The following is a 26,611-nucleotide window of genomic DNA, read 5'->3' on the forward strand; positions in this document are numbered from 1 at the left end:
AACAAAAACCGCCCATCAGGGCGGTTTGGATTGATCGCTTCCCGCCAGTGCGGGTAAAGCTGTCCGCATCAGGAGTCGGTATTCTCTTCTTCATCCTGTAACCGGCGGCCTTTACCCACATAGTAACGGGAAAAGAATACGCCGACTTCAAACAGGCAGTACATCGGAATAGCGAGCAAAGTTTGGGAAAAAACATCCGGCGGTGTGAGCAACATCCCGACCACGAAGGCGCCCACCAGAATATAGGGACGTTTCTTCTTCAACTCTTCCGGGCTGGTGATACCGGTCCAGCACAGCAACACAATCGCCACCGGCACTTCAAACGCCACGCCAAATGCCATAAACAGCGTCATGACAAAATCGAGGTATTTGGAGATATCCGTTGCTACAGTCACGCCGATCGGCGCTGTCTTGGTGAAAAAACCAAATGCCAGCGGGAAGACCACGAAATAGGCAAAGGCCACGCCGAAGTAGAAAAGGAAGGTGCTGGAAAACAGCAGCGGCATAACCAGCCTGCGCTCATGACGGTAAAGCGCCGGGGCGACAAATGCCCAGACCTGATAGAGGATCACCGGCACCGCAAGAAACACCGACACTATAATGGTCAGCTTAATCGGGGTGAAAAACGGTGAGGCCACATCGGTCGCGATCATGCTGGAGCCCACCGGCATCTGGCTGATTAGCGGTGCCGCAACCAGCTGGTAGATGTCGTTGGCGAAATAAACCAGCACCAGGAAAATCGCTAATACGGCGATGATGCAGTTCAGTAGTCGCTTACGCAGCTCAATCAGATGACTGATGAGCGGTTGGGTATCTTCAACGGCCATTATCGTTCATCACTTGCAGAAGAGGGGGTAGCGGACTGACGCGCAGGATCGGCCGGCCTGGCGACGTCGCCAGTGGGTGCCTGTGCCGGTGCGCTGGCCACAGCGGTTGGTGCGGCAGAGCATTGCGCCGCCGGACCTGATGAAACCGCTGAAGAAGCCGGTGCAGGAGCATTGGCGACGGCAGAAGGTGCGGCAGAGGGCTGCACCGCCGGGCCTGAGTCTGAAACCGCAGACGGTGTCTGTGCCGGGGCACTGGCCTGATGTTCTGCTGTAGCCGGTGTCGCCGAAGGCTCAGCCGGAGCAGGCGCGGGCCTGTGCTGAGCCGAATGGATGGTGTTTGCCTCGTCTTCCTCTTTTTCAATGTCGATGCTCTGACTGACCGAGCGTTTCATTGAATCCGCAGTTTTACGCAGCTCTTCCATCGACTCTTTCAGCTCTGGTGAGAGCGTGCCACGGCCCGCTTCTTCCACCTTTTTCAGGCTCTCCTGCAACTCCTGCAGCTTGAGCTCCTGCGCCAGTTCATGTTGTACATTGGCTGCCAGCGAACGAATCGCCCTGATCCAGCCGACCACGGTTTTCACCGCAACCGGTAAACGTTGCGGGCCGAGTACAATCAGCCCGATCACGAACACCAATACCAGTTCACTAAAACCAATATCAAACACGGTTTACACCTGCTTGTCGTTCTTGGCTTCTTCTTTGTTAGCCGAAGTTTGCTGTTTGTCCGCCAGCGTTTTGGCAGCGAAGTCAGCGTCCTGCTCTTTCGGTTGATCCTTTTTGTCGTCCTCGTCACCCATGGCTTTTTTGAAGCCACGAATCGAAGAACCCAAATCTGAACCCAGATTACGTAATTTGTTGGTACCGAACAGAAGTACAACAATCACGGCAATGATTAACAATTGCCAGATACTGATACCGCCCATGAGATAGCCTCTAATATTCTGTGAAAACGATGAGGTAATGCACCACAGAGTGCCCTTTTCAACCGGGCCTGAGCCAGCGACATTACCTTTTTTTAGACGGACGTGACAATCAGTTTGTCTTACGCCAGCCGATTAACCAGGAGACAATTCCTGCGGCCATCAAAACCGCCGGGAAAAAGTCCCAATCCGGTCGGGTGAGCAGCACAGCCGTTCCGCTTAACAGCAACGTTGCACCAACGCCGAACAGGTAACGCGCCTGATGGTGCCGGACGCGCTGCGCATTCATATCGCCTACTAATTTATCGACGCTGTGCCGTAAAAGTTTGTGCTGGCGCATGCTGTCGTAAAACAGCTCCGGCAGCTCAGGGAGCTTCTCAGCCCAGAATGGCGCTTTCTCTTTTACCGCACGGATAATAGCCGGTAATCCCACCTGATCTTTGATCCACTCTTCCAGGAAGGGCTTGGCTGTCTTCCACAGGTCGAGCTGCGGATAGAGCTGACGGCCGATGCCTTCAACATAGAGCAGCGTTTTTTGCAGCAGGACCAGCTGCGGCTGCACTTCCATATTAAAGCGGCGTGCGGTGTTGAACAGGTTCAGCAGCACATGCCCGAAGGAGATTTCAGCCAGCGGTTTTTCAAAAATCGGCTCGCAGACCGTACGAATCGCAAACTCGAAATCCTCTACGTTGGTATCGGGCGGCACCCAGCCTGAGTCAACGTGCAACTCCGCGACCTTACGGTAGTCACGGTTGAAAAAAGCGATAAAGTTTTCAGCCAGATAGCGCTTATCTTCTTTGTTCAGTGAACCCACGATACCGCAATCGATGCCGATATATTGTGGATCTTCCGGATGTTCATAGCTGACAAAAATATTGCCAGGATGCATATCCGCATGGAAGAAGCTGTCGCGGAAGACCTGGGTGAAGAAGACCTGCACGCCACGTTCTGCCAGCAGCTTCATATTAACGCCATGACGCTCCAGCGTGGCAACATCTGAAATCGGAATGCCGTAGATGCGCTCCATCACCATCATGGTTTCGCTGCAGTAGTCGGAATAGACTTCCGGCACATAGAGCATGCGGCTATCTTCAAAATTCCGGCGCAACTGAATGGCGTTGGCCGCTTCACGTAACAGATTCAGCTCATCAAGCAGGGTTTTCTCATAATCGCGCACCACCTCGACCGGACGCAGACGACGGCCATCCGGCAACAGGCGCGGGACCCAGCGGGCCAGGCGATAGATCAGCTTCATGTCCGCCCGAATCACCGGCAAAATATCGGGGCGAATCACTTTGATCACCACTTTCTTGCCAGTTGATTTCAGCGTGGCGGTGTGCACCTGCGCAATGGATGCCGAAGCCAGTGGCTTGATATCAAAATCATCAAACCAGGTTTCAATCGGCGCGCCCATTGAAGCTTCAATCTGCGCTTTGGCTTTGACGCCATCGAACGGCGCAACACGGTCCTGCAGGATCGCCAGTTGATCGGCAATCAGCGGCGGGAAGAGATCACGACGGGTCGACAGCATCTGGCCAAACTTGATCCAGACCGGACCCAGCTGCTCCATCGCCATGCGCATACGTGCGCCGATCGGTTCATGCTGATGCAGATTAGGGATCCAGAAAACAGAGCGACGCCACAGGCGGAACAGGAAAGTGAGGCGTGTCTGAGGAATCAGTTCATCAAGGCCATAGGTCAGAAACACCTTCATGATCAGATATAAGCGGCGGATCTCTCCAAAACTCATTTTGCCTCCAGCTGCGCCAGACGCGCATCAAGCGCCTCAAGCGAACGTTCCATCGCGTCGACCTCCTCAGAAAACCAGGCTAATTCCAGCGAGCCAGGCGCAACACGCCACTCTTCGGTTATGGCCTGTCCGAGATAATCCTGGCGACGCTGCACTTCACCTTTGAAAAAGCGTAATGCCTGTTGTGAGCGCTGGCTGATCCCCTGTGCGGCGATATCGCCGACCCAGGGAGCCAGATATTCTGCCGGATCCAGCTCAGCCAGATCCATCAGCGCAGAGAACTGCTGCACCACCTGCAGGTCACCTTCAACCTGCAGTTCACCGCTACGGATCAGCGGCGTCAGCTGCTGGCGATCGCGCAGCTTCGGCAGGGTTTTCAGCGAGGTGATCACCGTGCAGTCACTGCGATCCTGCCAGTCAGCCAACACATCGACCTGCTGTTCACTGAAGACCAGCACCAGCGGATGAGAGAGCTCATTCAGGCGCAGCGTCAGCACTTTGCCATTCAGGCGTTGCCGCGCCGGTTTCAGGCCACGATCGCGATAGAGAATACGGTTCAGCGCCGTTTCCAGGCCCGCGGTAATCAAGGGCGTCAGGTTCATTACCATCTCACTCAGAACTTAAATCCACGATGCAGCGCCACAATGCCGCCGGTCATATTGGAGTAAGTGGTATTTTCAAAACCGACATCGTTCATCATCGCTTTCAGGGTCTCCTGATCGGGATGCATGCGGATCGATTCGGCCAGATAGCGATAGCTCTCTGCATCCTGCGCCACCAGCTGTCCGATACGCGGCAGAATATGGAACGAGTAGGCGTCATACGCTTTGCTCAGCGGATCCAGGACGGGTTTAGAGAACTCCAGCACCAGCAGGCGTCCGCCCGGCTTGAGTACCCGGAACATAGAGGCCAGCGCCTTCTCTTTTTCCGTAACGTTACGCAGGCCAAAAGAGATGGTAATGCAGTCGAAATAGTTATCGGGGAAAGGCAGGGCTTCGGCATTGGCCTGTACGTAACTCACGTTGCCGACCACGCCCTGATTGCGCAGCTTTTCGCGGCCCATCTTCAGCATGGAACTGTTGATATCGGCCAGTACAACCTGACCCGTTTCGCCCACCAGGCGAGAAAATTTAGCCGTCAGATCGCCGGTACCCCCCGCCAGATCCAACACGCGCTGACCGCGACGTACGCCGCTGCTGTCAATGGTAAAACGCTTCCAGATACGATGGACGCCAAACGACATCAAATCGTTCATCAGGTCATATTTTGCCGCTACGGAGTGAAACACGTCCGCGACTTTGTCAGCTTTTTCGCTTTTGGCGACCGTCTGAAAGCCAAAATGGGTAGTTTCCTGCTGTGATTCATCTGCCATCGGTTTTACCTGCTCCACAAACAATACTTCCCGAAGTGTATCAGAGTCACGGAAGTCAGGCACGCTGCGCCCATACTATTCGTGGAGGCGCCTCACATGCATCTCACTCTCATCCGCATCACTGTCATCATCTGCGTCATCAGCCGCCCGGTTTTCCGGCATGGCTCGTTCGGCCAGCTGAGGATTAATTGGTCGTTTGATCTCCACACCCAGCGCACGAAATCCTTCAGTCTGCGCAATCAGGTTGCCGCGCCCTTCTGACAGCTTTTTCATCGCCTCGCGATAGCTGTTCTGCGCCTTGTCCAGGCTGTGACCAATGCCGCTCATGTCATCGACAAACAGCCGCATCTTGTCATAGAGCCGCGTTGCCCGATCGGCAATACGCTGTGCATTGCGGCTCTGATGCTCATAGCGCCACAGATTATTAATGGTACGCAACGCCACCAGCAGCGTGGTGGGGCTGACCAGCATGATGTTCTGCTGCAGCGCCTCACCAATCAGCTCAGGCTGGCGGTCAATGGCCAGCAAAAAGGCGGGCTCCACCGGGATAAACATCAGCACATAATCCAGCGATCGTAAGCCGGGCAATTGTTGATAATCTTTTCGTCCCAGCAGGCGGATGTGCGCCCGCATGGCAGCGACATGTTCCTGAATAGCCTGCTCTCGTACGATCTCATCATCCGCATTGAAGTAGCGCTCATAGGCCACCAGCGTCATTTTGGCGTCCACCACCACATCTTTGCCCTGCGGCAGGCGCACAATCACATCCGGCTGCATCCTGCCCTGCTGTTCTGACTGAATGCTCACCTGGGTTTCATATTCGTAGCCTTCACGCAGTCCGGAAGCTTCCAGTACCCGGCTCAGCACCACTTCACCCCAGTTACCCTGGATTTTATTATCGCCCTTCAGCGCTTTGGTCAGGTTAAGCGCCTCCTGCGCCATCTGCGCATTCAGCTGCTGTAACTGCCGGATTTCATGGGTCAGGGTATGTCGCTCACGCGCTTCTGCGCCAAAGCTTTCATGAACCTGACGACGGAAGCCATCAAGCTGTTCACGCAACGGACCAATCAGCCCGTCCAGACTTTGCCGGTTCTGTTCATCGACGCGACGGCCGCTGTTTTCGAAAATACGGTTGGCGAGGTTTTCAAACTGGGCGCTAAGGCGTTGTTCGCTGTTGGTCAGCAGGCGCTGTTTCTCTTCTGCGGCGAAACGGGTCTCTTCAAGGCGAATGGTCACCTCACGCAGCTCCGCTTCCTGTGCGCTGTTGACCTCCAGCTGATTGCGCAGTTCACGATTAAGCTGCTCACTTTCATTACGCCAGTAATCAAGCTGTTGCAGTCGCTCATTGGCGCCGCTCAGCGCGCCGTGCAGCTGACGAAGCTCCTGCTCACGCTGCTGCGTCTGCTGCTGAAGCTGTTCGATTTGCTGCTGCTGACGCTGTTGCGCCTCTTCCTGCAGACGGCGCTCGGTCTGGAAACTGGCGACCTGATGGCCGGCACGTAACTGTGCCAGCATCCAGCCAATCCCTAACCCGGCAAGCGCCAGACAGGCGCTGATAATGATGTGCTGATCCATGATTTCCCCCGCGACTCAGGCTGCTGAGGGAAAGGTAGAGTCGCACTGTATGAATGTCCAGATAATTTTAGCAGGATTCAGCGCCTTACAGCGCCGTTACCGTAAGCTTGCCAGCCTGCCACTCATCAATCAGGAAAAACGGCATGGGCAATAGCCATTCACCCTTTTTAACCTGCGCCAGATAGTGCCAGGTTGTCCCGCCTGAGGTGATCGCGACGCGCTGTCTGCTTCCCTCAGCGGCGCTGGATTTGCCGGTCATACTGGCAAAACCGGCATTGCTGCCCACATGGAAATGCGGCGTCTGCCAGCGCACGGGGGCATGGTCAGGCCACGGCTTGGCCTGATGAAAATGAAACAAATCATCGTGGCTCAGGAGGCTTTCACGCACCGTCGGCCACAACGCCACCTTGAGGAAATATTGATCGGTGAAGCGCTGGCTGCCCTGATACTGCGCAATGAAATCGCGCATCGCCTGTTCCACATCCCGGAAGACGCCGTGACAGCCGCCCCACATCCCTGCCAGCAGCAGCTCAGTATGGGAGAAGTAGTCACGCATATGGTGGAACCAGTAAGGCGACGCCAGCCAGGCGTTAACCGCTGCCGCTTCGCGCTCCGAGAGCAGCGAGTCGGCATCACGCACGATAAAACGCTTCACGCCCGGATCGTCCATTACCAGGAAACGCCACAGGGTCGGAAACAGCGTTTTCTCGTGAGACATATCGATCAGCTGGACGTGCGGCTGGTCAAGGCGCTGCCAGACATGCTGCGGCACGCTGTCATCGAGGTAGATGCGGCAGACCCAGCCGGGATAGAGCTCAGGCGCCACTTCAACGTTTTTGATTAAGGTTTCACAGTAGCGCGGCTGATCGCCATAGAGGCAGAAAGCGATGACATTCTGGTGCGGATGAGTGAGATCGACAGGCTCCGGTTGCGGAGCGGGAAACGCGGCGCGCTGCCCCTGACTGAAACGCGCATCAGAGCGCATCAGCGAGGCCAGCCCATGACGCGCCACCTCATCCTTTTTATCCAGCCAGCCACACACTTCGGTCAGACCATCCAGCCAGGTTTCAGAGGCGGTAGCCTGTACAGCGGGCGGTGACTGATAAATTTTCTGGTAGATTTTGTACGATTTATTGTACTGACCCAGACGCAGCAGGCAGAGCGCGTAGTCGCTCAGCACCTGCATCTGATTGGGCATCGTGCGCAATACCTCTTCACAGCATTGAGCGGCCAGCGCATAGTCGCCCTGTTGCATGGCGGCACGGAAACGTTCGGCACTGCGTTCCAGCATGGCTTTGAGTGCGGCCGGATTAGCACCAGGGGCAGGACGTCGGACGGGAATCGTATTGCGCATAAAAACTCTCAGGTTTCACTGATGTTACGCGCCGTTAACTACCGGCAGCAGGTTTTGAGTCTGGACAAAAAACCTGCTGCCAGACGCGGTCGTTATAGTAAGCGACGCGCCGCTTCGACCACAATCTTCACTGCGTCACTTTCTGTCTGTTTCATGGTGACCGCATCCGGGATCTCTTTCTGAGTGCGGTTCACAATCACGCCCGCCACCATGCCGGCTCGCAGACCCTGGCTGGCGCACATGGTTAACAGTGTAGCGGATTCCATCTCATAGTTGAGAACGCCCATCTCCTGCCACTCTTTCATCGATCCCCTGAAGCGACTGACTACGCGGCCCGAGACGGTGTCGTAGCGCTCCTGACCCGGATAGAAGGTGTCAGAAGAGGCGGTGATGCCGATATGCGTTTTCGCGCCACAAGCTTCTGCGGCGGCAACCAGCGCGGTGGTGCAGGCGAAATCAGCCACTGCCGGGAACTCCATCGGCGCAAAATGCAGGCTGGCCCCGTCCAGGCGAACAGACGCAGTGGTCACCAGCACATCGCCGACATTGATATGCGGCTGGATAGCGCCCGTGGTACCGACACGCAGGAAGGTACGTACGCCAAGCTGTGCCAGCTCTTCGACCGCAATCGAGGTAGACGGACCGCCAATGCCGGTTGAGCAGACCACGACCGGCTTACCATCAATTTTTGCCAGCCAGGAGGTAAATTCACGGTGTGAGGCGAGATGCGTGGCATCTTCCATCAGTCCGGCAATTTTCTTCACGCGCTCCGGATCGCCCGGCACAATCGCCAGGGTGGCGCCCTGCAGATCGGCTTTGGTCAGGCCAAGATGGAAAACGTCAGACTGTGTCATTTTCAGACTCCTGTTAAGGGAAGGTAGCGCGCCACTCTACGCCAGCACGCCCAATAAATATGTGACAACATTCACTTAAGAAAATGAAAGTTACATTTCCCGAAAGATAAATTGTGACGACAATCACACAATAGCATCTTCCGGGTGCGGATAGCTCTCAGTGGGGCTGTGTCAGGGTCAGCGCAATGTTAAAGAGGAGGATGATTTTATTCGCTGCTGATTCTGTGACCCGACACCTGGCGCATACGCTTTCCGGCCAGGCTATAGTTACGTGATTGCGCAAATGCTTGCACGGAGAGAATAATGAAACCCAGTGATAATATGGCACAAAAACCGGCGACGGGCGGCTTTGCCCCTGCCGTGCAGCCCACCGCCTCCACCACCATCATTACCGACAGCCCGGCGATTCACGCGGGTGAAACCTCAGTGCCCAGTCAGGGCGAAAACATGCCGGCATTCTTTGCAAAACCCCAGTCAGCGGAAGGCCCGTGGCCTGTCGTACTGGTCGTGCAGGAGATCTTTGGTGTGCATGAACACATCCGGGATATCTGCCGCCGCCTGGCGCTGGAAGGCTATCTGGCGATTGCGCCTGAGCTCTATTTCCGCGAGGGCGATCCCGCTGAGTATAATGATATCCCGACGCTGTTCAGCGAGCTGGTCAGCAAAGTGCCTGACAGCCAGGTGCTGGCCGATCTCGATCATGCCGCCAACTGGGCCGCACGCAACGGCGGCGATATTCGTCGCATGGGCATCACCGGTTTTTGCTGGGGTGGCCGAATCAGCTGGCTCTACGCCGCGCATAACCCGCAACTGCGCGCTGCCGTGGCGTGGTATGGACGACTGACCGGTGAGCGTACGCTGAAGCAGCAGAAGCATCCTATTGATATTGCAGTCGATCTGAATGCGCCGGTATTAGGTTTGTATGGTGGCCAGGATGAGGGTATCCCGCTGGAGAGCGTCGAGCAGATGCGTCAGGCACTGCATGCCGCCAATGCAACCGCAGAGATCATCGTCTATCCCGAAGCGGGTCATGCCTTTAATGCTGACTATCGTGCAAGCTATCATGCTGAATCTGCCAATGATGGCTGGCAGCGGATGCTGGCCTGGTTCAGGCAGTATGGTGTTGCATCGCAGTAAATAAAAAAGGGGCGCTTATGCGCCCCTGATTTTTTCGCCCACCAGACCCGATTCCCTACGCCGTTTCTCCACGCAATTTCTTCGCTGCCGTCACCATGTTCGCCAGCGCCTGACGCGTTTCCGTCCAGCCCCGTGTTTTCAAACCGCAGTCCGGGTTCACCCACAGACGCGCTTCCGGAATACGTTTCGCCGCCTTCAGCAACAGTTCTTCTATCCACTCCACGCTGGGGACGTTAGGCGAATGGATGTCGTAGACGCCGGGACCGATTTCATTCGGGTAGTCGAAGTTCTCAAACGCCTCCAGCAGGTCCATGTTAGATCGCGAGGTTTCGATGGTGATCACATCGGCATCCAGCGCCGCGATAGCATCCATAATGTCGTTAAATTCGCAGTAACACATATGGGTATGAATCTGGGTTTCATCCCGCGCCACCGCCGCATTCAGTCGGAAGGCCTCCACCGCCCAGTTCAGGTAGGCAGCCCATTCAGACTGGTGCAGTGGCAGACCTTCACGCAGCGCAGGCTCATCAATCTGGATAATCCCGATGCCCGCCTTCTCCAGGTCTTCGACTTCATCACGCAGCGCCAGCGCGATTTGTTTCGCGATGGTTTCGCGTGACACATCTTCACGCGGGAATGACCAGCAGAGGATGGTTACCGGACCGGTCAGCATCCCTTTTACCGGCTTGTTGGTCAGCGACTGGGCATATCTGGCCCACTCAACGGTGATCGCCTCCGGACGACTGACATCGCCAATAATGACAGGCGGTTTCACACAGCGTGAACCGTAGCTCTGAACCCAGCCATTCTGTGTGAAGACAAACCCCTCCAGATGTTCGCCGAAGTACTCAACCATGTCGTTACGTTCCGCTTCACCGTGCACCAGCACATCCAGCCCCAGCCGCTCCTGTTCGAGAATCGCCTGCTTAATGTTCTCCGCGATGCCGGTGCGGTAATGGTTACTGTCGAGCCGGCCCTGTTTAAAGTCGAGGCGCAGGCCGCGAATTTCAGTGGTCTGCGGAAAAGAGCCGATGGTAGTGGTAGGCCAGGCTGGCAGATTGAAACGCTGACGCTGCAGGACCGCCCGCACCGGATAAGCGCTCTGGCGTTCACTGTGCTGTGGGGTAATGGCCTTAATACGCTGGCCCACCGCCGCATTATGCACGCGGCGGGAGTGAGCGCGGGCGTGTACCGGTGCGCTCCAGGCTTCCAGCGCCGTCGCATCGTTGTTGTTGAGTGCCTGACTCAGCAGCGAGAGCTCGGCACATTTCTGCAGCGCAAAGGCGAACCAGCTTTTGACTTCATCATCCACACGGGTCTCGACGCTCAGGTCGATAGGGCTATGCAGCAGCGAGCAGGAGGAGCCGATCCACACCTGTTCACGCGCTCTTGTCAGCGGTTGCAAGCGGCTGAACCAGCGGCTCAGATCGGCGCGCCAGACGTTGCGTCCGTTGATCACGCCGAGCGACAGCAGCCAGCTGGCGGGCAGTTGCTGATTCAGTTGCTGAATATCATCACGACCATGGACCAGATCGACATGCAGCCCCTGCACCGGCAGCGAACGAATCACATCAATGTTCTGGCCGATGCTGTCAAAATAGGTGGTCAGCAGCAGTTTGCTGTGACCCTGCAGTGCGTCATACGCCGGCTGGAAGGCTTCGCGCCACGTCTGCGGCAGCTCCAGTGCCAGAGCGGGTTCATCAATCTGTACCCATTCGATGCCGCGCTTAGCCAGTTCCGCCAGCACCTGCTGATAGACCGGCAGAATTCCCTCCAGCAGCGACAGACGTTCAAACGGCTCACCCTTCACTTTACCCAGCCACAGATACGTCACCGGCCCCAGCAGCACTGGCTTGATGTTGTGTCCCAGCGCCAGTGCCTCATCCACCTCGTCCAGCAGCTGGGTCCAGGTCAGTTTAAACGTCTGACCCTGGGTAAATTCCGGCACCATGTAGTGATAGTTGGTGTTAAACCATTTGGTCATTTCTGCCGCCGCCGCAGGCTCGCCGGTCGGCGCACGACCGCGTCCCAGGCGGAACAGGGTGTCGAGGTCCACGGTGCCGGCTTTGTTCTGATGACGCGCGGGCACGTTGCCCAGCATCAGGCTGGTGGTCAGCACATGGTCATACCAGGCGAAATCGCCGACCGGCAGCAGATCGACACCCGCCTCTTTCTGTTGTTGCCAGTGTCGCGCACGCAGCTCACGGCCCGTCGCCAGTAATGCCTGCTGCGTGCTGTCGCCAGCCCAGTAGCTCTCCAGCGCTTTTTTCAGTTCACGGCGCAGGCCAATACGGGGAAAGCCGAGGGTATGGTTCAGGATAGTCATGTGCTGTTCTCCAGATAATCTTTCACTTTGGCTTAAATGGGCAGCCAAAGATGTTTAGCCGTCCAGATGTTTACACTGCTATACTCTGCGGGTACTGTATATTGCTCAAGCGCAATATGTTCATTTTCGATGTGAAGGACTCTCATGATCGAACTCAAGCACCTGCGGACGCTTCAGGCTCTGCGCAATACGGGATCGCTGGCGGCGGCGGCGGCCCAGCTTCATCAGACGCAATCGGCGTTGTCTCATCAGTTCAGCGATCTGGAGCAGCGGCTGGGATTCCGCCTGTTCGTGCGTAAAAGTCAGCCGCTGCGCTTTACGCCGCAGGGCGATATTCTGCTGCAGCTGGCAGAGCAGGTGCTGCCTCAGATTCAGCAGGCATTGCAGGCCTGCCATGAGCCGCATCAGACCACGCTGCGGGTGGCGATAGAGTGTCATAGCTGCATCCAGTGGCTGACCCCCGCGCTGGATAAATTCCGCCAGAGCTGGCCGCAGGTGGTAATGGATTTCAAATCGGGCGTGACCTTTGATCCTCAACCCGCACTGCAACAGGGTGAGCTGGATGTGGTGCTGACCTCCGATATCCTGGCGCGCTCGGGTCTGTTCTACTCCCCGATGTTTGATTATGAAGTGCGGCTGGTGCTGGCAACGGATCACCCGCTGGCGCAGGTTGAGCAGATTTCGCCGGAAGATCTAGCCGATGAGGTGTTGATGATCTATCCGGTGCAGCGTCAGCGTCTGGATATCTGGCGTCACTTCCTGCAGCCCGCAGGCGTCAGTCCGGCACTGAAAAGTGTGGATAACACCCTGCTGATGATTCAGATGGTCTCGGCACGTATGGGGATTGCCGCGCTGCCGCACTGGGTGGTGGAGAGTTTTGAGAAGCAGGGTCTGGTGGTCACCCGCACGCTGGGCGATGGCCTGTGGAGCCGTCTTTATGCGGCCGTGCGCGAAGGGGAGCAACGTCAGCCGGTGCTGGAAGCGTTTATCCGCTTTGCCCGTCAGCACGCCTGTGAGCATCTGCCTTTTGTGCGCGACGCCGCGCTGCCCGGTGCGGTGTTGCAGCGATAATCTGGCGGGCACAAACCTGCGCGAAGGCGGGCAAAATCCCCTATAATGCGCAGCCTGTCGACTGACCACGAGAAGATTTCACCATGACTAACAATGATATTCTGCGCAGCGTGCGCTATATGCTCAACCTGAGCGATGCCAAAATGGTGGAGATTTTTGCGCTGGCGCAATGTGACGTGCCGCTGGCGGATATTCAGGCGTGGCTGAAAAAAGATGACGATGCTGCGTTCCGCCCCTGCCCCGATGTGCTGATGGGTTATTTCCTGAATGGCCTGATCTTCTACCGTCGCGGCAAAAGTGAAGATGCGCCCGCGCCGTCGATTGAGCGCAAGATGACCAATAACATCTTCATGAGAAAGCTGCGTATCGCTTTTGATCTGAAAACCACCGACATTCCTGATGTACTGAAACGCGTGAATTTTACCGTTTCACAGGCTGAGATTGGTGCGATTTTCCGCAAACCTGATCATAAGAACTATCGCGAATGCGGCGATCAGATTCTGCGTAACTTCCTGAAAGGGCTGGCGATGATTCAGCGTCCTAAGAGTGAAAAGCCTGCTTAACGTCTGTGGCTGATCGCTTCGGGTACCTGCGTGGTCAGAAGTGGCGCATCTGATCGCAAAGAAAGCCTGCATCCATGCAGCACGGCCTCGCCATCCCTGGCTCGGACGCTTTGCTCCTCAGTTGCGCCACCTCTTCCCTTAAGCTTCTTCATGGCTTTTTAATCAGCAACACCAGGCCAGCCCTGGGGAGTGAAAGCGGGTCATCGTTAGAGCCTTCGTCGCAGGGAAAAAAAGCGCCGGGAGCATTTCTGAACCATCCTGGAAGATTCCTTCGCGATCGCACACGCCAGCTCCATCGCGAATGCTCTACGTTTCAGCGCGCCATCCCCTCCTTCATATTCGCTCTGAGCCCCTGGTTCAACTGCGATGATGCTGTTAAGTCTCCAGGGCTGGCGCGTCTGAAGAGCGAAGCGTCCGGGCCAGGGATGGCCCGGCCGATCCACAGGGATGTGAGATTCCTTCGCGATCGGACGCGCCAGCCCGGGAGGCCGCACCCATGCAACAGCCCTGTTTATGATCGGTCACTGCGCCCCACCACCCAGCGCTTATGCACCCACAGCGAGGCGAGGATCACCATTGCGCCCGCTATAAAGCTTGGCCAGTGCGGTTTCTCCTGCCAGATAGCCAGATTCACCAGCAGCCCGGCAGGAACGTGCATGTTATTCATAATGCCCAGCGTGCCGGCATCGACCTGGGTCGCACCATAATTCCACATAAAATAGCCGAGACCGGAAGCCGCAATGCCCAGCCAGACCAGAATGCCCCACTGCAATGAGGTGGTCGGCAACTTCTGTGGATTGCCCCAGGCACACCAGGCGATCACCGCAATCAACACTGCACCCAGATAGAACCAGGAGAAGGCCGTGTGCTGCGGCATCGGGCGGGTCTCCTGCAGACGCTTATAGCCCACCATTCCCGCCGCAAAGCAGATATTTGCCAGTTGCACTAACAGCAGACCAAACCAGAAATGATCGCTGACTTTGTCATAGCGAATAATGGCCGCACCTGCCACAGCCAGCAGTGCACTGAAGATATAACCCATGCGCAGTGGACGACGGCTGATCAGATCGTAAATCAGCGTCACATAAAGCGGCGTCATCACCGTGAACAGCAGGAATTCCGACACGCTAAGGTAGAGATAGGCTTCGAAACTCAGCAGATACATCACGCCCAGCTGCAGCATCCCGACCAGCATGTAAAGCAACAGCGTTGAAGGGCGATGACCACGCCAGCGCAGGAAAGGTAAAAATACCAGCGCAGCCAGCGCCAGTCGCATCAGTACAGAGAACCAGCTGTCCACCTGCCCGGCAAGGTATTCGCCAATCAGACTGAACGAAAAGGCCCACAGAATGGTGGTAATAATCAATAAAAACACGGTGACGACCCCGAAATTAACAGGCCGTCAGTGTAAACAATGTGCTGCCATCAGGCTGTGAAATCTGGTTGACATCTGATTACAAACCAGGCGATCAGAATAGCCATCGGAAAAGGGCTTTCGCTTCCTGACATAACTGTCTGCATAAAGATCTTTCAGCCAGATAAAATGCGCGAAATGATCCATCGCATGATCACTTCCGCTCCAGAATGTAATAAAAGTGTAACAAATGTGTCATTCATCACAGTAACGTTGCGCAACTAACACTATTCTTTGCGCGAAATGGAACATTCTGCGTCCATTTTCTTCTGCTCTTTTCCTGCCCCAACCTGCTGGGAATTAAAAACCATAATGTGCCCTGGAGGGCCTCACTGATGCTGAGCATTTTTAAACCTGCACCACGTCAGCCGCAGGTGGCGGAGGATCACGTTGATCCGCTCTACCGTCGTCTGCGCTGGCAAATTTTCATCGGGATCTTCTTTGGTTACGCCGCCTACTATCTGGTCAGAAAAAACTTCGCACTCGCCATGCCCTACCTGGTAGAGCAGGGTTTTTCACGTGGCGATCTCGGTTTTGCCTTATCCGGCATATCCATCGCCTACGGCTTTTCAAAATTCATCATGGGATCGGTCTCTGACCGCTCAAACCCGCGCGTCTTCTTACCGGCAGGCCTGATTCTGGCTGCGACAGTGATGCTGATCATGGGATTCGTTCCCTGGGCCACCTCCAGCATTATGGTGATGTTCGTGCTGCTGTTTATCTGCGGCTGGTTCCAGGGCATGGGCTGGCCACCTTGTGGACGTACCATGGTTCACTGGTGGTCGCAGAAAGAGCGCGGCAGGATCGTTTCGGTCTGGAACTGCGCCCATAATGTCGGCGGCGGTATTCCGCCTCTGCTGTTCCTGCTCGGTATGGCGTGGTTCAACGACTGGAAAGCGGCACTCTATATGCCGGCGTTTGGCGCCATCGCCATTGCGATTCTGGCCTTTGCGCTGATGCGTGATACGCCGCAATCCTGTGGTCTGCCACCGATTGAAGAGTACAAAAACGACTATCCGCCCGACTATGATGCCAGCCACGAAGAGGAGCTGACGGCTAAACAGATCTTCATGAAATATGTGCTGCCGAACAAGCTGCTGTGGTACATCGCGCTGGCCAACGTGTTTGTTTATCTGCTGCGCTACGGCATTCTCGACTGGTCGCCGACCTATCTCAGAGAAGTAAAACACTTCACGCTGGATAAATCGTCGTGGGCTTACTTCCTGTATGAGTATGCGGGGATCCCCGGAACGCTGCTGTGCGGCTGGATGTCGGACAAAGTGTTCCGCGGTAATCGCGGTGCGACCGGGGTGTTCTTTATGACGCTGGTAACCATCGCGACCGTGATCTACTGGCTTAACCCGGCGGGCAATCCTGGCGTCGATATGGCCTGTATGATTGTGATTGGCTTCCTGATCTACGGTCCGGTGATGCTGATTGGTCTGCACGCGCTGGAGCTGGCCCCGAAAAAAGCGGCGGGGACAGCGGCGGGCTTCACCGGCCTGTTCGGCTATCTGGGTGGATCGGTGGCGGCCAGCGCCATTGTCGGTTACACCGTCGATTACTTCGGCTGGGACGGCGGCTTCATGGTGATGATTGCTGGCTGTGTGCTGGCGGTTATCCTGCTGTTACTGACCATGGTCAGCGAACACAAACACAAAAAGACCCCTGCCTGACGGCAATAAAAAAAGGGCCGGATATCCGGCCCTTTTTTGGCGCTGACGGCTTAAGCAAGATAGAGCGTGCGCAGCGTCTGCGGCACGGCATCATCGGCATTTGAACCGATCACATCCAGCTCCGGCAGCGTATCTTTCAACCGCTGATGGGCGTTCTGCATGATAAAGCCCTTACCCGCCATGCTCAGCATCTCCACATCGTTCATGCCGTCGCCAAAGGCGATACAGCTTTCCAGTGAATGGCCCAGCGTTTTCGCTACCGCTTCCAGCGCATGCCCTTTCGACACGCCGCCCGCCATCACTTCCAGACAGGTAGGCAGTGAGAAACTGACGTTAACCCGATCGCCCCAGCGCGCTTCAATCGCCTGTTCCATCGGGATCAGATGCTCGGGATTTTCGCAGGTGAAAAAGACCTTGCTGATATTATCGGTTGGCAGCAGACCCGGCTCATAGACCTGATAGTTGAACACCGACTCGCGGAAATAGTCCTGCTCAGCCGGGCTTGAGCGGCTGACAAACCACTCATCGTCGCGGTAAACGTGGGTCAGAATATCGCTGTGATGATATTGCAGGCCAAACAGATCGCTGGCGATATCCTCATCCAGATTATGACTGAACACCAGTTCGCCCTCTGCGTTGTGCACGCGCGCGCCGTTTGAGGTGATCATATAGGCCGGAATCGCCAGGCTGTCGCGCATCTGTCCGACATCGATATGATGACGGCCGGTGGCGAATATAAAGTGAATATCTTTCGCGACCAGCTGCTGCAGCGTTTCACGCGCAAAAGGGGTCAGACGATGTTCGGGAGAAAGCAGCGTGCCATCCAGATCGGATGCAACGATGTGATACATGAAAACCTCGGGTATCTGGTTCTGCCGGCCTTAACCGGTCGGATAAATAACGTCAGTGGTGCGAGGAAAAGAAGTCGACCACTGCATTGAGTGCTTCGGCGCGCATCTCATCCTTTTCAAACAGGATCTCATGACGCGCACCGTCGATCACCCGTGGCTTATTGCCCTCACACGGATGACCCGCCGCCGCCATCGCAGCACAAAAAAGGTCCTGCGAACGATTGTCGACCACCCGATCATCGCTGGCCTGTAACAGTAGCAGTGGCGTGGTGATCTTATCGACCTGACTGATGATGTTGCGACCTGCATGGATGCCTTCACGTACCCAATGGTAGGTTGGCCCGCCAACGCGAATCGCCGGATCGTCCGCATAAAAGCGCAGATTTCGCCGGTAACGCTCGGTGCTGTGCGTCAGCCGGTTAATGCCAAACGGATGCGCACGCCAGCGGCCGGTGCCGAGCGCATAGCCATCGCGCATCGCCGGACGCTTCTCCGCCCAGTCCAGGATCCGATGGGCCAGAAAAGAGGGCAACGGTAAAGCAATGCCAAACATCGGCGCCACCAGCGCGACCGCATGAAACGCCTGCGGCTGACGCGCCAGAAACAGCGTTAAGATTGCGCCGCCCATAGAGTGAGCCAGCGCATAGCGCTGCTGGTAGTGACCGCTGATAATCTCTTTCAGATAGAGCGTTTCAAGGTCGTCGACATAATGGGTAAATTCCGCCACGTGACCGCGATGTGAATCTTCCAGCAGGCGATCGGAACGCCCCTGGCCGCGATGGTCAAGGATTACCACATCAAATCCGCAGTGAAACAGATCGTACGCCAGCTCAGGATATTTTATGTAACTCTCGATGCGTCCCGGCACAATCAGGATCACACGCTTGTGTTGCGGTGATGTGAAGCGGACGTAGCGCAGCGTCAGATTACCCACGCCGGTAAACTCAAGCTCTTCGCGGCTGTGCCAGAAATCGAGCAGTGGCCCGGTAGCGAAGGCAGCAAAGGCTTTTTCTCGTCGCAGCCAGCTGGCTTTGTGTTGATTCATTCGCCCTCCTGATGACCGGATACAGAGTCCTGAATGCCATGCGCAGGCCGTAGCGCCGCGCTTATTTCTGGCGTATTGTGTCACAATTCCGCTACTAAAGAGAGCCTGACCCATGACCATCGAATGGTGGCTGACCTATCTGCTTACCACTACAATTCTCAGCCTGTCGCCCGGTTCCGGCGCAATCAACACCATGAGTACCGGTATCAGCCACGGCTATCGCGGCACGGTGGCCTCTATCTCCGGTTTGCAGGTCGGCCTGGCGCTGCATATCGTGCTGGTCGGCATCGGTCTGGGCGCGCTGTTTTCTCAGTCGCTGCTGGCGTTTGAGATTCTGAAATGGGCCGGTGCGGCCTATCTGGTCTGGCTGGGTATTCAGCAGTGGCGCTCAGCGGGTGGCATTGATCTGGATGCAGTCGCCAGAGCGATGCCGCGTCGTCGCCTGTTCAAACGCGCCGTGCTGGTTAACCTGACCAACCCGAAAAGTATCGTCTTTCTCGCCGCCCTGTTCCCGCAATTTATTCAGCCGCATCAGCCGCTATTTATGCAGTATCTGGTGCTCGGCGTCACCACCGTTGTGGTCGATATCATCGTGATGATTGGCTACGCCACGCTGGCAACGCGGATTGCGGGCTGGATTAAGGGACCAAAACAGATGAAGTTAATGAACCGCATTTTTGGCGGGCTGTTTATGGCGGTAGGCGCACTGCTGGCCAGCGCCAGAAAAATCGCTTAACGTCTTTCGCGCCGAATTCGGCGCGGAAGATTATCCCTTATTCCCTGGCCCCGCTACGGCGCTGCCAGTGGAACCGCACGCAACACAATGATGCCCGGCTTCGAACGCATATATTCCCTGAACGGCGCATCGACAACTTTTCGATTAACGGCCAGCGAAGAGGCGTTCCTGAACCACAAGCGGCCATCATGCCGGACAGCAATCCCCACATGCGTAACATCCAGGCTCTGACTGGTGGCGTAAACCCCCACGTAATCGCCGGTCTGAATTTGCTTCAGCACCTGCGGTGTGATCGCCCGGGCCGGAATGTAAGTGACAGGACGTGCAATCACACCCAGACCGGGCACCTGTTCTGCTCCGCTGGCCTGACGATTCAGGTGCTTCACCACCGTCACCGTATCCGGGCTAAGAGTGCGGGTCACGTCATCGGCATTGCGCGGGCTATCGGCAAACCAGTCGGAAAAAAAGTGGCGACGATTCCGGTAGCTGACCTCACCGCCAGCGTAGCGGGTCCGAATCAGGTTAGCCTCAAAGCTGGCACGATCGTGGCTGCGGCTCAGCGCCTGCACGTAATCAAGCAGCGTGTAACAATCCACACCGTTGAAATTGATCACCAGCGCTTCCGGACGCGTGGGAGAACCGATCAGCGTATCCGCTTCATAGGATGTTCCGAGAAACGTCGCAGAGATCCGGCTAATCCTTTCGCCCTGCGTCTGATCGACATCGGACAGCGTCTGCATCAGGATCGAGGTGACCTCATCGGTCTGGCCCGGCTCTGGCGCAGGGTTGCGGGCGGCATCAGGCGAGGCGCAGGCGCTGATACAGGCCGTCATCAACACCAGTAATATGAACTTCACTCTCATCATCCTCTCCATAAACGTTGCGCCTGCTTCCCGACTTTAATGGAGATATGGATATGAATGATTAATAAAGAGTGACGATTTATCTGCGGTTGCAACAGCAAAACTCCCTGAGCCCTGGAATGTGACATCCGTCACACAAGCGAACTCTCTGGAGGAAGCGACAGCAAGGGAGGTTTCTGCCGGAGGCGCAACGCGCACGCCGGCATAAGGACTGAAACGGTGTTTAACGCGAAAGAATCAGGTGGATACCAAAACCGGCAAACAGTACGCCGGCCATGCCATCGACCCATTTCGCCAGTCGCTGATACTTAGCGCGGATCCACGGCAGCGCAAAAATCGCCGCCACCAGGGTAAACCAGGCAAAAGTTTCACCGACAATCAGCAGGAACAGACCCCAGCGCTCCGCCGAACCGACATCGTCGCCAACAAATAGCGAGAAGACGCTGCCGAAATAGATAATGGCTTTAGGATTCGACAGATTCGTCAGCAGGCCTTTGAGAAAGCTCATGCCGCGTTTCGGCAACGCAACCACCGGCTCATCCTGCTGCGGCTGTTTATGACGCTGACGTGCCGAGCACATCAGCTGCCAGCCCATCCACAACAGATAAAGTCCACCGCCGACCATGATGATCTGATGCAGCCAGGCCATTTTTTCCAGAATCAGATGCAGCCCCATCAGCGCCACACCCGCCCAGACCACAATGCCCAGCGTAATGCCCAGTACACCCATCATCGCCTCTTTGCGCGAGCGGCTGGCGGCAGTCTGTGACACGAAAAAGAAATCGGGGCCGGGGCTCATCAGCGCCACCAGATGCACCAGCGCCACAGTGGCGAATAACATCAGCATAATCAGTGTCCTTTACTCTTCATCATCAAGATGCTCTTTGATCATCACCAGGAAAGGTTTGCCAAAGCGCTCCAGTTTGCGGTGACCCACGCCGTTGACGCTGAGCATCTCTGACGCGCTGACCGGCATCTGTTCTGCCATCTCTATCAGTGTGGCGTCATTGAACACCACGTAAGGCGGAATATTCTCTTCATCGGCGATCGCTTTTCGCAGCTTACGCAGCTTGGCGAACAGTTTGCGATCGTAGTTGCCACCGTGAAACTTCGCCGGACTGCTGCTTTTTGTTTTTGCGGTGATCAAACGCGGCACCGCCAGCATCAGTGGCACTTCACCGCGCAGCACCGGGCGCGCCGCTTCGGTGAGCTGCAGAGCCGAATGCATAGCGATGTTCTGCGTCACCAGCCCCAGATGGATTAGCTGACGTAACACGCTCACCCAATGTTCGTGGCTCTGATCTTTGCCCAGTCCATAGACCGGCAGTTTGTCATGACCCTGCTCACGGATACGCTGATTGTTGGACCCGCGCAGCACCTCAACGATATAGCCCATACCAAAACGCTGACCCACGCGGTAGATGCCGGAGAGCGCTTTTTGCGCTTCAACCAGGCCGTCATAACGTTTAGGTGGGTCGAGACAGATATCGCAGTTATCGCACGGCTGCTGGCGGCCCTCGCCAAAATAGTTCAGCAATACCAGACGGCGGCAGGTCTGCGCTTCAGCAAACGCGCCCATGGCGTTGAGTTTGTGACGCTCAATATCCTGCAGCGGCCCGGGCACTTTCTCTTCCAGACATTTACGCAGCCAGGCCATATCGGCCGGGTCGTAAAGCATCATCGCTTCGGCAGGCAGACCATCACGTCCGGCTCGCCCGGTTTCCTGATAATAGGACTCGATGTTGCGCGGAATATCGAAGTGGACCACAAAACGGACGTTGGGCTTGTTGATGCCCATGCCAAAGGCCACCGTCGCCACCACGATTTGCAGATCGTCACGCTGAAACGCTTCCTGCACCCGGCCACGCTGCTCGCTGTCGATACCGGCGTGGTAGGCTCCGACGCTGAACCCCCGGCTTTGCAGTCGCGCGGCGGTGTCTTCCACCTTCGCCCGGCTGTTGCAGTAGATAATGCCGCACTTGCCGCGCTGATCCTGAACGTAACGCAGCAGCTGATCGGTGGGTTTAAATTTTTCCACCAGCGTGTAGCGAATATTGGGGCGGTCAAAACTGCTGATCTGGATCAGCGGATCCTGCATATGCAGCAGGTTAACGATGTCGTTGCGGGTGGTTTCATCCGCGGTCGCGGTCAGCGCCATTACCGGTAATTCCGGGAAGCGCTGACGCATCTTGCCGAGTGCGCCATATTCCGGGCGGAAATCGTGACCCCACTGGGAAATACAGTGCGCTTCATCCACCGCCAGCATCGCCGGTTGCCAGTGCGCCAGACTGTCCAGGAAGTTATCCATCATCAGGCGTTCCGGGGCGATGTAGAGCAGCTTAACCCGACCGGTACGGCAGTCGGCCATCACCGTCTGCTGCTGATCGCGCGTCATGGTGGAGTTGAGATACGCCGCCGCCACACCGTTCGCCAGCAGCTGATCGACCTGATCTTTCATCAGCGAGATCAGCGGCGACACCACCAGCGTCAGCCCCTCGCGCACCAGCGCAGGGATCTGATAACAGAGCGATTTACCACCGCCGGTGGGCATCACCACCAGACAATCGCGCCCGCTCAGCGCCTCATTGATGATCGTCTGCTGACCGGGACGAAAATGCTGGTAGCCGAAGGTATCCTGTAATACCTGCTGCGCCAGCGCTTCCTGATTAAGAACTGCCGAGGTTGCCACGCGATTCCTGTCTTTCGTTATGGATTAGAACAAGTCGTTAAGTGTTACACCCACACCCAGACGCGTCTGGCGATGGTTGTAATCGATCAGTGATTCACCGTAACCGCTAAATACCTGAGTATAGAAGCGAACGTGCTCAGTGATAGGGTAGCTCCAGCCCAGGGTCGCGCCGCCATAACCGCTGTTCCAGTTATAGTTGCCCTCAACGCTGAAGATATTGTCGCCGAGCTTATAGCCCAGACGGGTGCGGTAGTAACCCATGTATTTGGTGATATCAGGATTATCATCGCTGTTCGCCCCTTCAGGGATGCGATACCAGGGTTTGATTTCCGCCAGGAAGTTACCATTCTCTGCCATCAGACGCGCATAGACGCGGTTCCAGCTGCGCGAGGTGGGATCGCTTCGTCCGTTGGATTGGTGATTCAGACCCACTTCGACATCACGCAGTGTCCAGCCCGCCAGCGAATAGTCGGTCGCCCAGCCCAGGAAAATCTGCGGCTCATAGTTGGTCTCACGGAATGGCGATGACTCAGCGCTATTCGACAGCTGCCACCAGGAACGCTGGGTGTAAGAGGCTGCCAGCACCGAGTTGTCGCCCAGAATACCGCGCCACAGCGGAAACGCCAGGCTGAGCTGGAATTTCACTTCATCTTTGCGGGCATTCTCTCCCCAGTTATAGGAGGAGATCGCCTCTTTATTGAGGTCGCTGGTATAGGTATAAAGCAGATAGTTGTTCTCGTAAGGATAGAGAACAAACGGGTTGTCATGCTTCTCCAGCAGGTTAGCAATAATGCTGCCCTGAACCTGTGGCGCGTCATGAACCTCTTTAATATGGGCTTCATCCGCCTGCGCCAGCGCAGGAAATATCAACATTGCCGCCAGCAAGGCGCGATGCTTACGCATAAAATTCTCCGGTGAGCAGCTGCGTATCAAAGTAACTGAAAGGGTGTCGTAAAAAGCAGGCCATTCTACACGCAAATGGCAGTGAGCATGAGTGCTGATTTCTTAAACTGGAAACACCCTCGCAGGCGGCATAGAATACACAACTCATTCATATTCCGCGCCCCTCTGGCCCGATTTTTTCAGGACACATCATCATGTCATCACCCGTGCTGACACAGCAGGACGCTCGCCAGCTGGTCGGCGAAATTTTCGTTTATCACATGCCGTTTAATCAGGCGCTGGGCCTGGAACTGATGCGCCTTGACGCAGACTACGCAGAGATCAGTTTCAATAACAAAACCATGCTGGTGGGCAACCAGGCGCAGCAGATTCTGCACGGCGGCGTTATCGCGTCGGTACTGGATGTGGCGGCGGGCATGGTCTGCGTCAGTAATGCGTTAACCCGTCAGGAAAGCATCAGCGAAGCGGATCTGCGCCAGCGTCTGTCACGCATGGGCACCATTGATATGCGCGTCGACTATCTGCGTCCCGGACGCGGCGAACGCTTCACCGCCACCAGCAGCCTGCTGCGCGCCGGTAACAAAGTCGCCGTGGCGCGTGTGGAACTGCACAATCAACAGGGCGATTATATCGCCACGGCTACCGCCACCTATCTTATCGGCTAACCACGCCATTGAATGGAACGCATATGGATACGCAACAAACCCGCCAGGGCGTTGGCTTTGCACTGGGCGCTTACTTTATCTGGGGCATTGCGCCCGCTTATTTCAAACTGGTAAAGCAGGTTCCCGCCACGGAAATCATGACGCACCGGGTGATCTGGTCTGCACTGTTTATGCTGTTACTGATTACCCTGAGCCGCAGCTGGCCCGGCGTTCGCAGCGTGTTGCGCCAGCCTAAAAAAGTGCTGCTGCTGGCGCTGACGGCCGTGACTATCGGCGGCAACTGGCTGCTGTTTATCTGGGCAGTCAACAATCAGCATATGCTGGAAGCCAGCCTGGGCTACTTTATTAACCCGCTGATCAACGTGGTGTTCGGCATGCTGTTTTTGCGCGAACGGTTTCGCCGCTTGCAGTGGCTCGCCGTGCTGCTGGCCACCGTCGGCGTACTGGTGCAGCTGTGGCAGTTTGGCTCGTTACCGATTATCGCGCTGGGCCTGGCGCTGAGCTTCGCCCTGTATGGCCTGGTGCGCAAAAAGATTCAGGTCGATGCGCAGAGCGGCATGCTGATTGAAACACTGTGGCTGTTTCCACTGGCGGCGATTTACCTGTTTGGTTTTGCCGACAGCGCCACCAGCCACTTATCCGCCAACCCACTGAGTCTCAACCTGAAACTGATAGCGGCGGGCATTGTGACCACCATTCCGCTGATGCTGTTTGCGTCAGCCTGCAGCCGTCTGCGACTTTCCACCGTAGGCTTCTTTCAGTATCTCGGCCCGACGCTGATGTTTGTGCTGGCGGTCGCGTTTTACGGTGAGACCATCACGCCAGACAAGATGGTGACTTTTGGCTTTATCTGGCTGGCGCTGCTGGTATTTGTCTGCGATGCGGTGGCGTTTTCATTCCGTTCCCGTTCGCGCATAGCGTGAAATAAAGCGCGCTAAAGCCGGGCCGGTCAGCAGGATGGTAAACAGACGCAACGTCTGCAACGCCATTACAAACGCCATGTTGACCTGGGTTCCCGCCGCAATGATCGCCACCGTGTCCAGCCCGCCTGGACTGGTGGCGAGATAGGCCGTCATCAGATCGATATCCAGCATTCGCGTCAGCATCCACGCCAGCCCGCCACACAACAGCATCAGCCCGAAGATCGAGGCCAGCATCTGCGGCAGCGTGCGCAGTGCCAGCAGAAAAATCGGGCGGGTGAAACGTAATCCCACGCTCCAGCCAATCAGTGCATAGGCCACGGCCAGCAGCCATTCCGGCACCTGTAACACCGCGATGTCGCTACTGTGCAGTGCTGCGCCCGCCAGCGCAGGCAGCAGCAGCGCGCCAGAAGGAATGCGCAGTCGGGTGCCCAGCCACGCGCCCGTCAGCATCACCACCAGGGTGATAACAAAGCCATGATTCAGCGGTGGAAACCAGAGCAGCGAGACGCTGTGCGCCTCATCGCCCAGTCCGATGCGCGCCACCAGCGCGGCCGCCGAGGCGACAAACAGCACCCGCAGATACTGCATAAATGCGACCAGCCGCACGTCAGCGCCAAAGTCACCCGCCATCGCCACCATGGCCGATGCACCCCCCGGCGACGATCCCCATGCGCCGGTCGGGCCAGGCAGATGACTGAAGCGCACCAGCAGAAAACCTGACAGGCCGCTGGCCGCCAGCGTCAGCAGCAGCACCGTCAGCACGATCGGCCAGTCCTGAATCAGCGGGGCCAGAATCGAAGGCGACAGACTCTGCGCAATCATGCAGCCCAGTACGGCCTGAGCGAGCAGGAACAGCCGTTTATCAATTCGCAGCGTGGCACCCGACAGCCCCATCACTACACCCACAATCATCGGTCCCAGTAACAGCGCAGCGGGCACATGAAAATAGTGCAGCACCGCGCCAAGCAATACCGAGATCAGCAGCAGCAGCGTCCACTGCGCGCGCAACGAAAAAGCGTCCATAAGAAGTTAATAATTTGTAAAAACAGGAGGGTAAGATTACGCAGAAATGGAGACAGGAGCCAGCAGAACGGGCC

The 26,611-nt window shown here is 56.4% G+C and carries 25 protein-coding genes; 7 read left to right on the top strand and 18 right to left on the bottom strand.

Translation table 11 applies throughout. The annotated features are described in order from the left end of the window. Positions 1 to 68: 68 nt before the first annotated feature. From tatC to udp, 9 genes are all read right to left on the bottom strand, one after another. Positions 69 to 827, bottom strand: coding sequence for a Sec-independent protein translocase subunit TatC (gene tatC, locus GVJ63_RS18385; protein ID WP_010257238.1), 759 nt, complete (start codon positions 825 to 827; stop codon positions 69 to 71). Further along, complete coding sequence (tatB, locus tag GVJ63_RS18390; RefSeq protein ID WP_064690481.1) at positions 827 to 1,492, bottom strand: Sec-independent protein translocase protein TatB; 666 nt, start codon at positions 1,490 to 1,492, stop codon at positions 827 to 829. Before tatB ends, tatC begins: the two co-directional genes overlap by 1 nt. Positions 1,493 to 1,495: 3 nt before the next feature. Continuing rightward, a complete protein-coding gene (gene tatA / locus GVJ63_RS18395) occupies positions 1,496 to 1,750 on the bottom strand; it encodes a Sec-independent protein translocase subunit TatA (protein WP_010257244.1) in 255 nt (84 codons plus the stop codon). Positions 1,751 to 1,859: 109 nt separating this feature from the next. Next, entirely contained in the window at positions 1,860 to 3,497 is a 1,638-nt protein-coding gene (ubiB, locus tag GVJ63_RS18400) for a ubiquinone biosynthesis regulatory protein kinase UbiB (RefSeq protein ID WP_010257248.1), read from the bottom strand. Continuing rightward, positions 3,494 to 4,099 (bottom strand): SCP2 domain-containing protein, encoded by a 606-nt coding sequence (locus GVJ63_RS18405; protein ID WP_033785768.1) that lies wholly within the window; start codon positions 4,097 to 4,099, stop codon positions 3,494 to 3,496. Before GVJ63_RS18405 ends, ubiB begins: the two co-directional genes overlap by 4 nt. Before the next feature lie 11 nt (positions 4,100 to 4,110). Further along, positions 4,111 to 4,869: a bifunctional demethylmenaquinone methyltransferase/2-methoxy-6-polyprenyl-1,4-benzoquinol methylase UbiE gene (gene ubiE, locus GVJ63_RS18410; RefSeq protein WP_008926452.1), complete on the bottom strand. Its 759-nt coding sequence runs from the start codon at positions 4,867 to 4,869 to the stop codon at positions 4,111 to 4,113. A 75-nt stretch (positions 4,870 to 4,944) separates the two neighbouring features. Continuing rightward, positions 4,945 to 6,444 carry a DNA recombination protein RmuC gene (rmuC, locus tag GVJ63_RS18415; protein WP_060681469.1) on the bottom strand — a complete coding sequence of 500 codons (1,500 nt, stop codon included), beginning with the start codon at positions 6,442 to 6,444 and terminating at the stop codon, positions 4,945 to 4,947. A gap of 85 nt (positions 6,445 to 6,529) precedes the next feature. Continuing rightward, positions 6,530 to 7,798 carry a tetratricopeptide repeat protein gene (locus GVJ63_RS18420; protein ID WP_159227205.1) on the bottom strand — a complete coding sequence of 423 codons (1,269 nt, stop codon included), beginning with the start codon at positions 7,796 to 7,798 and terminating at the stop codon, positions 6,530 to 6,532. Positions 7,799 to 7,890: 92 nt separating this feature from the next. Further along, positions 7,891 to 8,652, bottom strand: a complete 762-nt coding sequence (gene udp, locus GVJ63_RS18425) for a uridine phosphorylase (RefSeq protein WP_010257266.1) — start codon at positions 8,650 to 8,652, stop codon at positions 7,891 to 7,893. 303 nt (positions 8,653 to 8,955) lie between these two features. Here udp and GVJ63_RS18430 point away from each other — a divergent pair, with 303 nt between their 5' ends. Beyond that, positions 8,956 to 9,789 carry a dienelactone hydrolase family protein gene (locus tag GVJ63_RS18430; RefSeq protein ID WP_010671680.1) on the top strand — a complete coding sequence of 278 codons (834 nt, stop codon included), beginning with the start codon at positions 8,956 to 8,958 and terminating at the stop codon, positions 9,787 to 9,789. Positions 9,790 to 9,844: 55 nt separating this feature from the next. Here the strand turns inward: GVJ63_RS18430 and metE are convergent, their stop codons facing one another. Next, positions 9,845 to 12,115 (bottom strand): 5-methyltetrahydropteroyltriglutamate--homocysteine S-methyltransferase, encoded by a 2,271-nt coding sequence (metE, locus tag GVJ63_RS18435; protein ID WP_159227206.1) that lies wholly within the window; start codon positions 12,113 to 12,115, stop codon positions 9,845 to 9,847. Positions 12,116 to 12,259: 144 nt separating this feature from the next. Between metE and metR the strand changes: the two genes are divergently transcribed. Further along, complete coding sequence (gene metR / locus GVJ63_RS18440) at positions 12,260 to 13,186, top strand: HTH-type transcriptional regulator MetR (protein ID WP_003854400.1); 927 nt, start codon at positions 12,260 to 12,262, stop codon at positions 13,184 to 13,186. An 83-nt stretch (positions 13,187 to 13,269) separates the two neighbouring features. Beyond that, positions 13,270 to 13,749 carry a DUF1456 family protein gene (locus GVJ63_RS18445; RefSeq protein WP_010257278.1) on the top strand — a complete coding sequence of 160 codons (480 nt, stop codon included), beginning with the start codon at positions 13,270 to 13,272 and terminating at the stop codon, positions 13,747 to 13,749. A 511-nt stretch (positions 13,750 to 14,260) separates the two neighbouring features. Here GVJ63_RS18445 and GVJ63_RS18450 read toward each other — a convergent pair. Next, positions 14,261 to 15,124, bottom strand: a complete 864-nt coding sequence (locus GVJ63_RS18450; RefSeq protein ID WP_159227207.1) for a carboxylate/amino acid/amine transporter — start codon at positions 15,122 to 15,124, stop codon at positions 14,261 to 14,263. Positions 15,125 to 15,498: 374 nt separating this feature from the next. On the opposite strand from GVJ63_RS18450, the gene glpT reads away from it, so the two are divergent. Beyond that, positions 15,499 to 16,839: a glycerol-3-phosphate transporter gene (gene glpT, locus GVJ63_RS18455; protein WP_010257284.1), complete on the top strand. Its 1,341-nt coding sequence runs from the start codon at positions 15,499 to 15,501 to the stop codon at positions 16,837 to 16,839. Positions 16,840 to 16,889: 50 nt separating this feature from the next. Here the strand turns inward: glpT and yigL are convergent, their stop codons facing one another. Beyond that, a complete protein-coding gene (gene yigL, locus GVJ63_RS18460; RefSeq protein WP_010257286.1) occupies positions 16,890 to 17,690 on the bottom strand; it encodes a sugar/pyridoxal phosphate phosphatase YigL in 801 nt (266 codons plus the stop codon). A gap of 52 nt (positions 17,691 to 17,742) precedes the next feature. Next, complete coding sequence (gene pldB, locus GVJ63_RS18465) at positions 17,743 to 18,735, bottom strand: lysophospholipase L2 (RefSeq protein WP_010257288.1); 993 nt, start codon at positions 18,733 to 18,735, stop codon at positions 17,743 to 17,745. A 112-nt stretch (positions 18,736 to 18,847) separates the two neighbouring features. On the opposite strand from pldB, the gene rhtB reads away from it, so the two are divergent. Beyond that, positions 18,848 to 19,471, top strand: coding sequence for a homoserine/homoserine lactone efflux protein (gene rhtB, locus GVJ63_RS18470; RefSeq protein WP_010257290.1), 624 nt, complete (start codon positions 18,848 to 18,850; stop codon positions 19,469 to 19,471). A 53-nt stretch (positions 19,472 to 19,524) separates the two neighbouring features. Here the strand turns inward: rhtB and GVJ63_RS18475 are convergent, their stop codons facing one another. The 4 genes from GVJ63_RS18475 to pldA form a co-directional block, all read right to left on the bottom strand. Continuing rightward, entirely contained in the window at positions 19,525 to 20,334 is an 810-nt protein-coding gene (locus GVJ63_RS18475) for a DUF1460 domain-containing protein (protein WP_200843125.1), read from the bottom strand. A 223-nt stretch (positions 20,335 to 20,557) separates the two neighbouring features. Continuing rightward, a complete protein-coding gene (gene rhtC / locus GVJ63_RS18480; RefSeq protein WP_010257296.1) occupies positions 20,558 to 21,181 on the bottom strand; it encodes a threonine export protein RhtC in 624 nt (207 codons plus the stop codon). A gap of 12 nt (positions 21,182 to 21,193) precedes the next feature. Then, a complete protein-coding gene (gene recQ, locus GVJ63_RS18485) occupies positions 21,194 to 23,023 on the bottom strand; it encodes an ATP-dependent DNA helicase RecQ (RefSeq protein ID WP_010257299.1) in 1,830 nt (609 codons plus the stop codon). A 24-nt stretch (positions 23,024 to 23,047) separates the two neighbouring features. Further along, positions 23,048 to 23,926 carry a phospholipase A gene (pldA, locus tag GVJ63_RS18490; RefSeq protein WP_010257301.1) on the bottom strand — a complete coding sequence of 293 codons (879 nt, stop codon included), beginning with the start codon at positions 23,924 to 23,926 and terminating at the stop codon, positions 23,048 to 23,050. A gap of 194 nt (positions 23,927 to 24,120) precedes the next feature. Between pldA and GVJ63_RS18495 the strand changes: the two genes are divergently transcribed. Together GVJ63_RS18495 and rarD are read left to right on the top strand one after the other, a co-directional pair. Continuing rightward, a complete protein-coding gene (locus GVJ63_RS18495) occupies positions 24,121 to 24,591 on the top strand; it encodes a thioesterase family protein (RefSeq protein WP_010257304.1) in 471 nt (156 codons plus the stop codon). A 23-nt stretch (positions 24,592 to 24,614) separates the two neighbouring features. Next, positions 24,615 to 25,514: an EamA family transporter RarD gene (gene rarD, locus GVJ63_RS18500; protein WP_159227209.1), complete on the top strand. Its 900-nt coding sequence runs from the start codon at positions 24,615 to 24,617 to the stop codon at positions 25,512 to 25,514. On the opposite strand, the gene GVJ63_RS18505 is transcribed toward rarD, so the two are convergent. Then, the gene (locus GVJ63_RS18505) at positions 25,485 to 26,537 is read right to left on the bottom strand and encodes an AbrB family transcriptional regulator (protein ID WP_029519697.1); all 1,053 of its coding nucleotides are present in this window, start codon (positions 26,535 to 26,537) and stop codon (positions 25,485 to 25,487) included. The two genes, rarD and GVJ63_RS18505, sit on opposite strands and share 30 nt — an antisense overlap. Positions 26,538 to 26,611 lie beyond the last annotated feature (74 nt).

The sequence above is a fragment of the Pantoea sp. 18059 genome (assembly GCF_902706165.1).
Lineage (GTDB): Bacteria > Pseudomonadota > Gammaproteobacteria > Enterobacterales > Enterobacteriaceae > Pantoea > Pantoea agglomerans.

Coding starts and splice junctions, on each gene's coding strand:
- tatC (WP_010257238.1), bottom strand. CDS start 827: ATGGCCGTTGAAGATACCCAACCGCTCATCAGTCATCTGATTGAGCTG.
- tatA (WP_010257244.1), bottom strand. CDS start 1,750: ATGGGCGGTATCAGTATCTGGCAATTGTTAATCATTGCCGTGATTGTT.
- ubiB (WP_010257248.1), bottom strand. CDS start 3,497: ATGAGTTTTGGAGAGATCCGCCGCTTATATCTGATCATGAAGGTGTTT.
- GVJ63_RS18405 (WP_033785768.1), bottom strand. CDS start 4,099: ATGAACCTGACGCCCTTGATTACCGCGGGCCTGGAAACGGCGCTGAAC.
- ubiE (WP_008926452.1), bottom strand. CDS start 4,869: ATGGCAGATGAATCACAGCAGGAAACTACCCATTTTGGCTTTCAGACG.
- rmuC (WP_060681469.1), bottom strand. CDS start 6,444: ATGGATCAGCACATCATTATCAGCGCCTGTCTGGCGCTTGCCGGGTTA.
- GVJ63_RS18420 (WP_159227205.1), bottom strand. CDS start 7,798: ATGCGCAATACGATTCCCGTCCGACGTCCTGCCCCTGGTGCTAATCCG.
- udp (WP_010257266.1), bottom strand. CDS start 8,652: ATGACACAGTCTGACGTTTTCCATCTTGGCCTGACCAAAGCCGATCTG.
- GVJ63_RS18430 (WP_010671680.1), top strand. CDS start 8,956: ATGAAACCCAGTGATAATATGGCACAAAAACCGGCGACGGGCGGCTTT.
- metE (WP_159227206.1), bottom strand. CDS start 12,115: ATGACTATCCTGAACCATACCCTCGGCTTTCCCCGTATTGGCCTGCGC.
- metR (WP_003854400.1), top strand. CDS start 12,260: ATGATCGAACTCAAGCACCTGCGGACGCTTCAGGCTCTGCGCAATACG.
- GVJ63_RS18445 (WP_010257278.1), top strand. CDS start 13,270: ATGACTAACAATGATATTCTGCGCAGCGTGCGCTATATGCTCAACCTG.
- glpT (WP_010257284.1), top strand. CDS start 15,499: ATGCTGAGCATTTTTAAACCTGCACCACGTCAGCCGCAGGTGGCGGAG.
- yigL (WP_010257286.1), bottom strand. CDS start 17,690: ATGTATCACATCGTTGCATCCGATCTGGATGGCACGCTGCTTTCTCCC.
- pldB (WP_010257288.1), bottom strand. CDS start 18,735: ATGAATCAACACAAAGCCAGCTGGCTGCGACGAGAAAAAGCCTTTGCT.
- rhtB (WP_010257290.1), top strand. CDS start 18,848: ATGACCATCGAATGGTGGCTGACCTATCTGCTTACCACTACAATTCTC.
- GVJ63_RS18475 (WP_200843125.1), bottom strand. CDS start 20,334: ATGAGAGTGAAGTTCATATTACTGGTGTTGATGACGGCCTGTATCAGC.
- rhtC (WP_010257296.1), bottom strand. CDS start 21,181: ATGCTGATGTTATTCGCCACTGTGGCGCTGGTGCATCTGGTGGCGCTG.
- pldA (WP_010257301.1), bottom strand. CDS start 23,926: ATGCGTAAGCATCGCGCCTTGCTGGCGGCAATGTTGATATTTCCTGCG.
- GVJ63_RS18495 (WP_010257304.1), top strand. CDS start 24,121: ATGTCATCACCCGTGCTGACACAGCAGGACGCTCGCCAGCTGGTCGGC.
- rarD (WP_159227209.1), top strand. CDS start 24,615: ATGGATACGCAACAAACCCGCCAGGGCGTTGGCTTTGCACTGGGCGCT.
- GVJ63_RS18505 (WP_029519697.1), bottom strand. CDS start 26,537: ATGGACGCTTTTTCGTTGCGCGCGCAGTGGACGCTGCTGCTGCTGATC.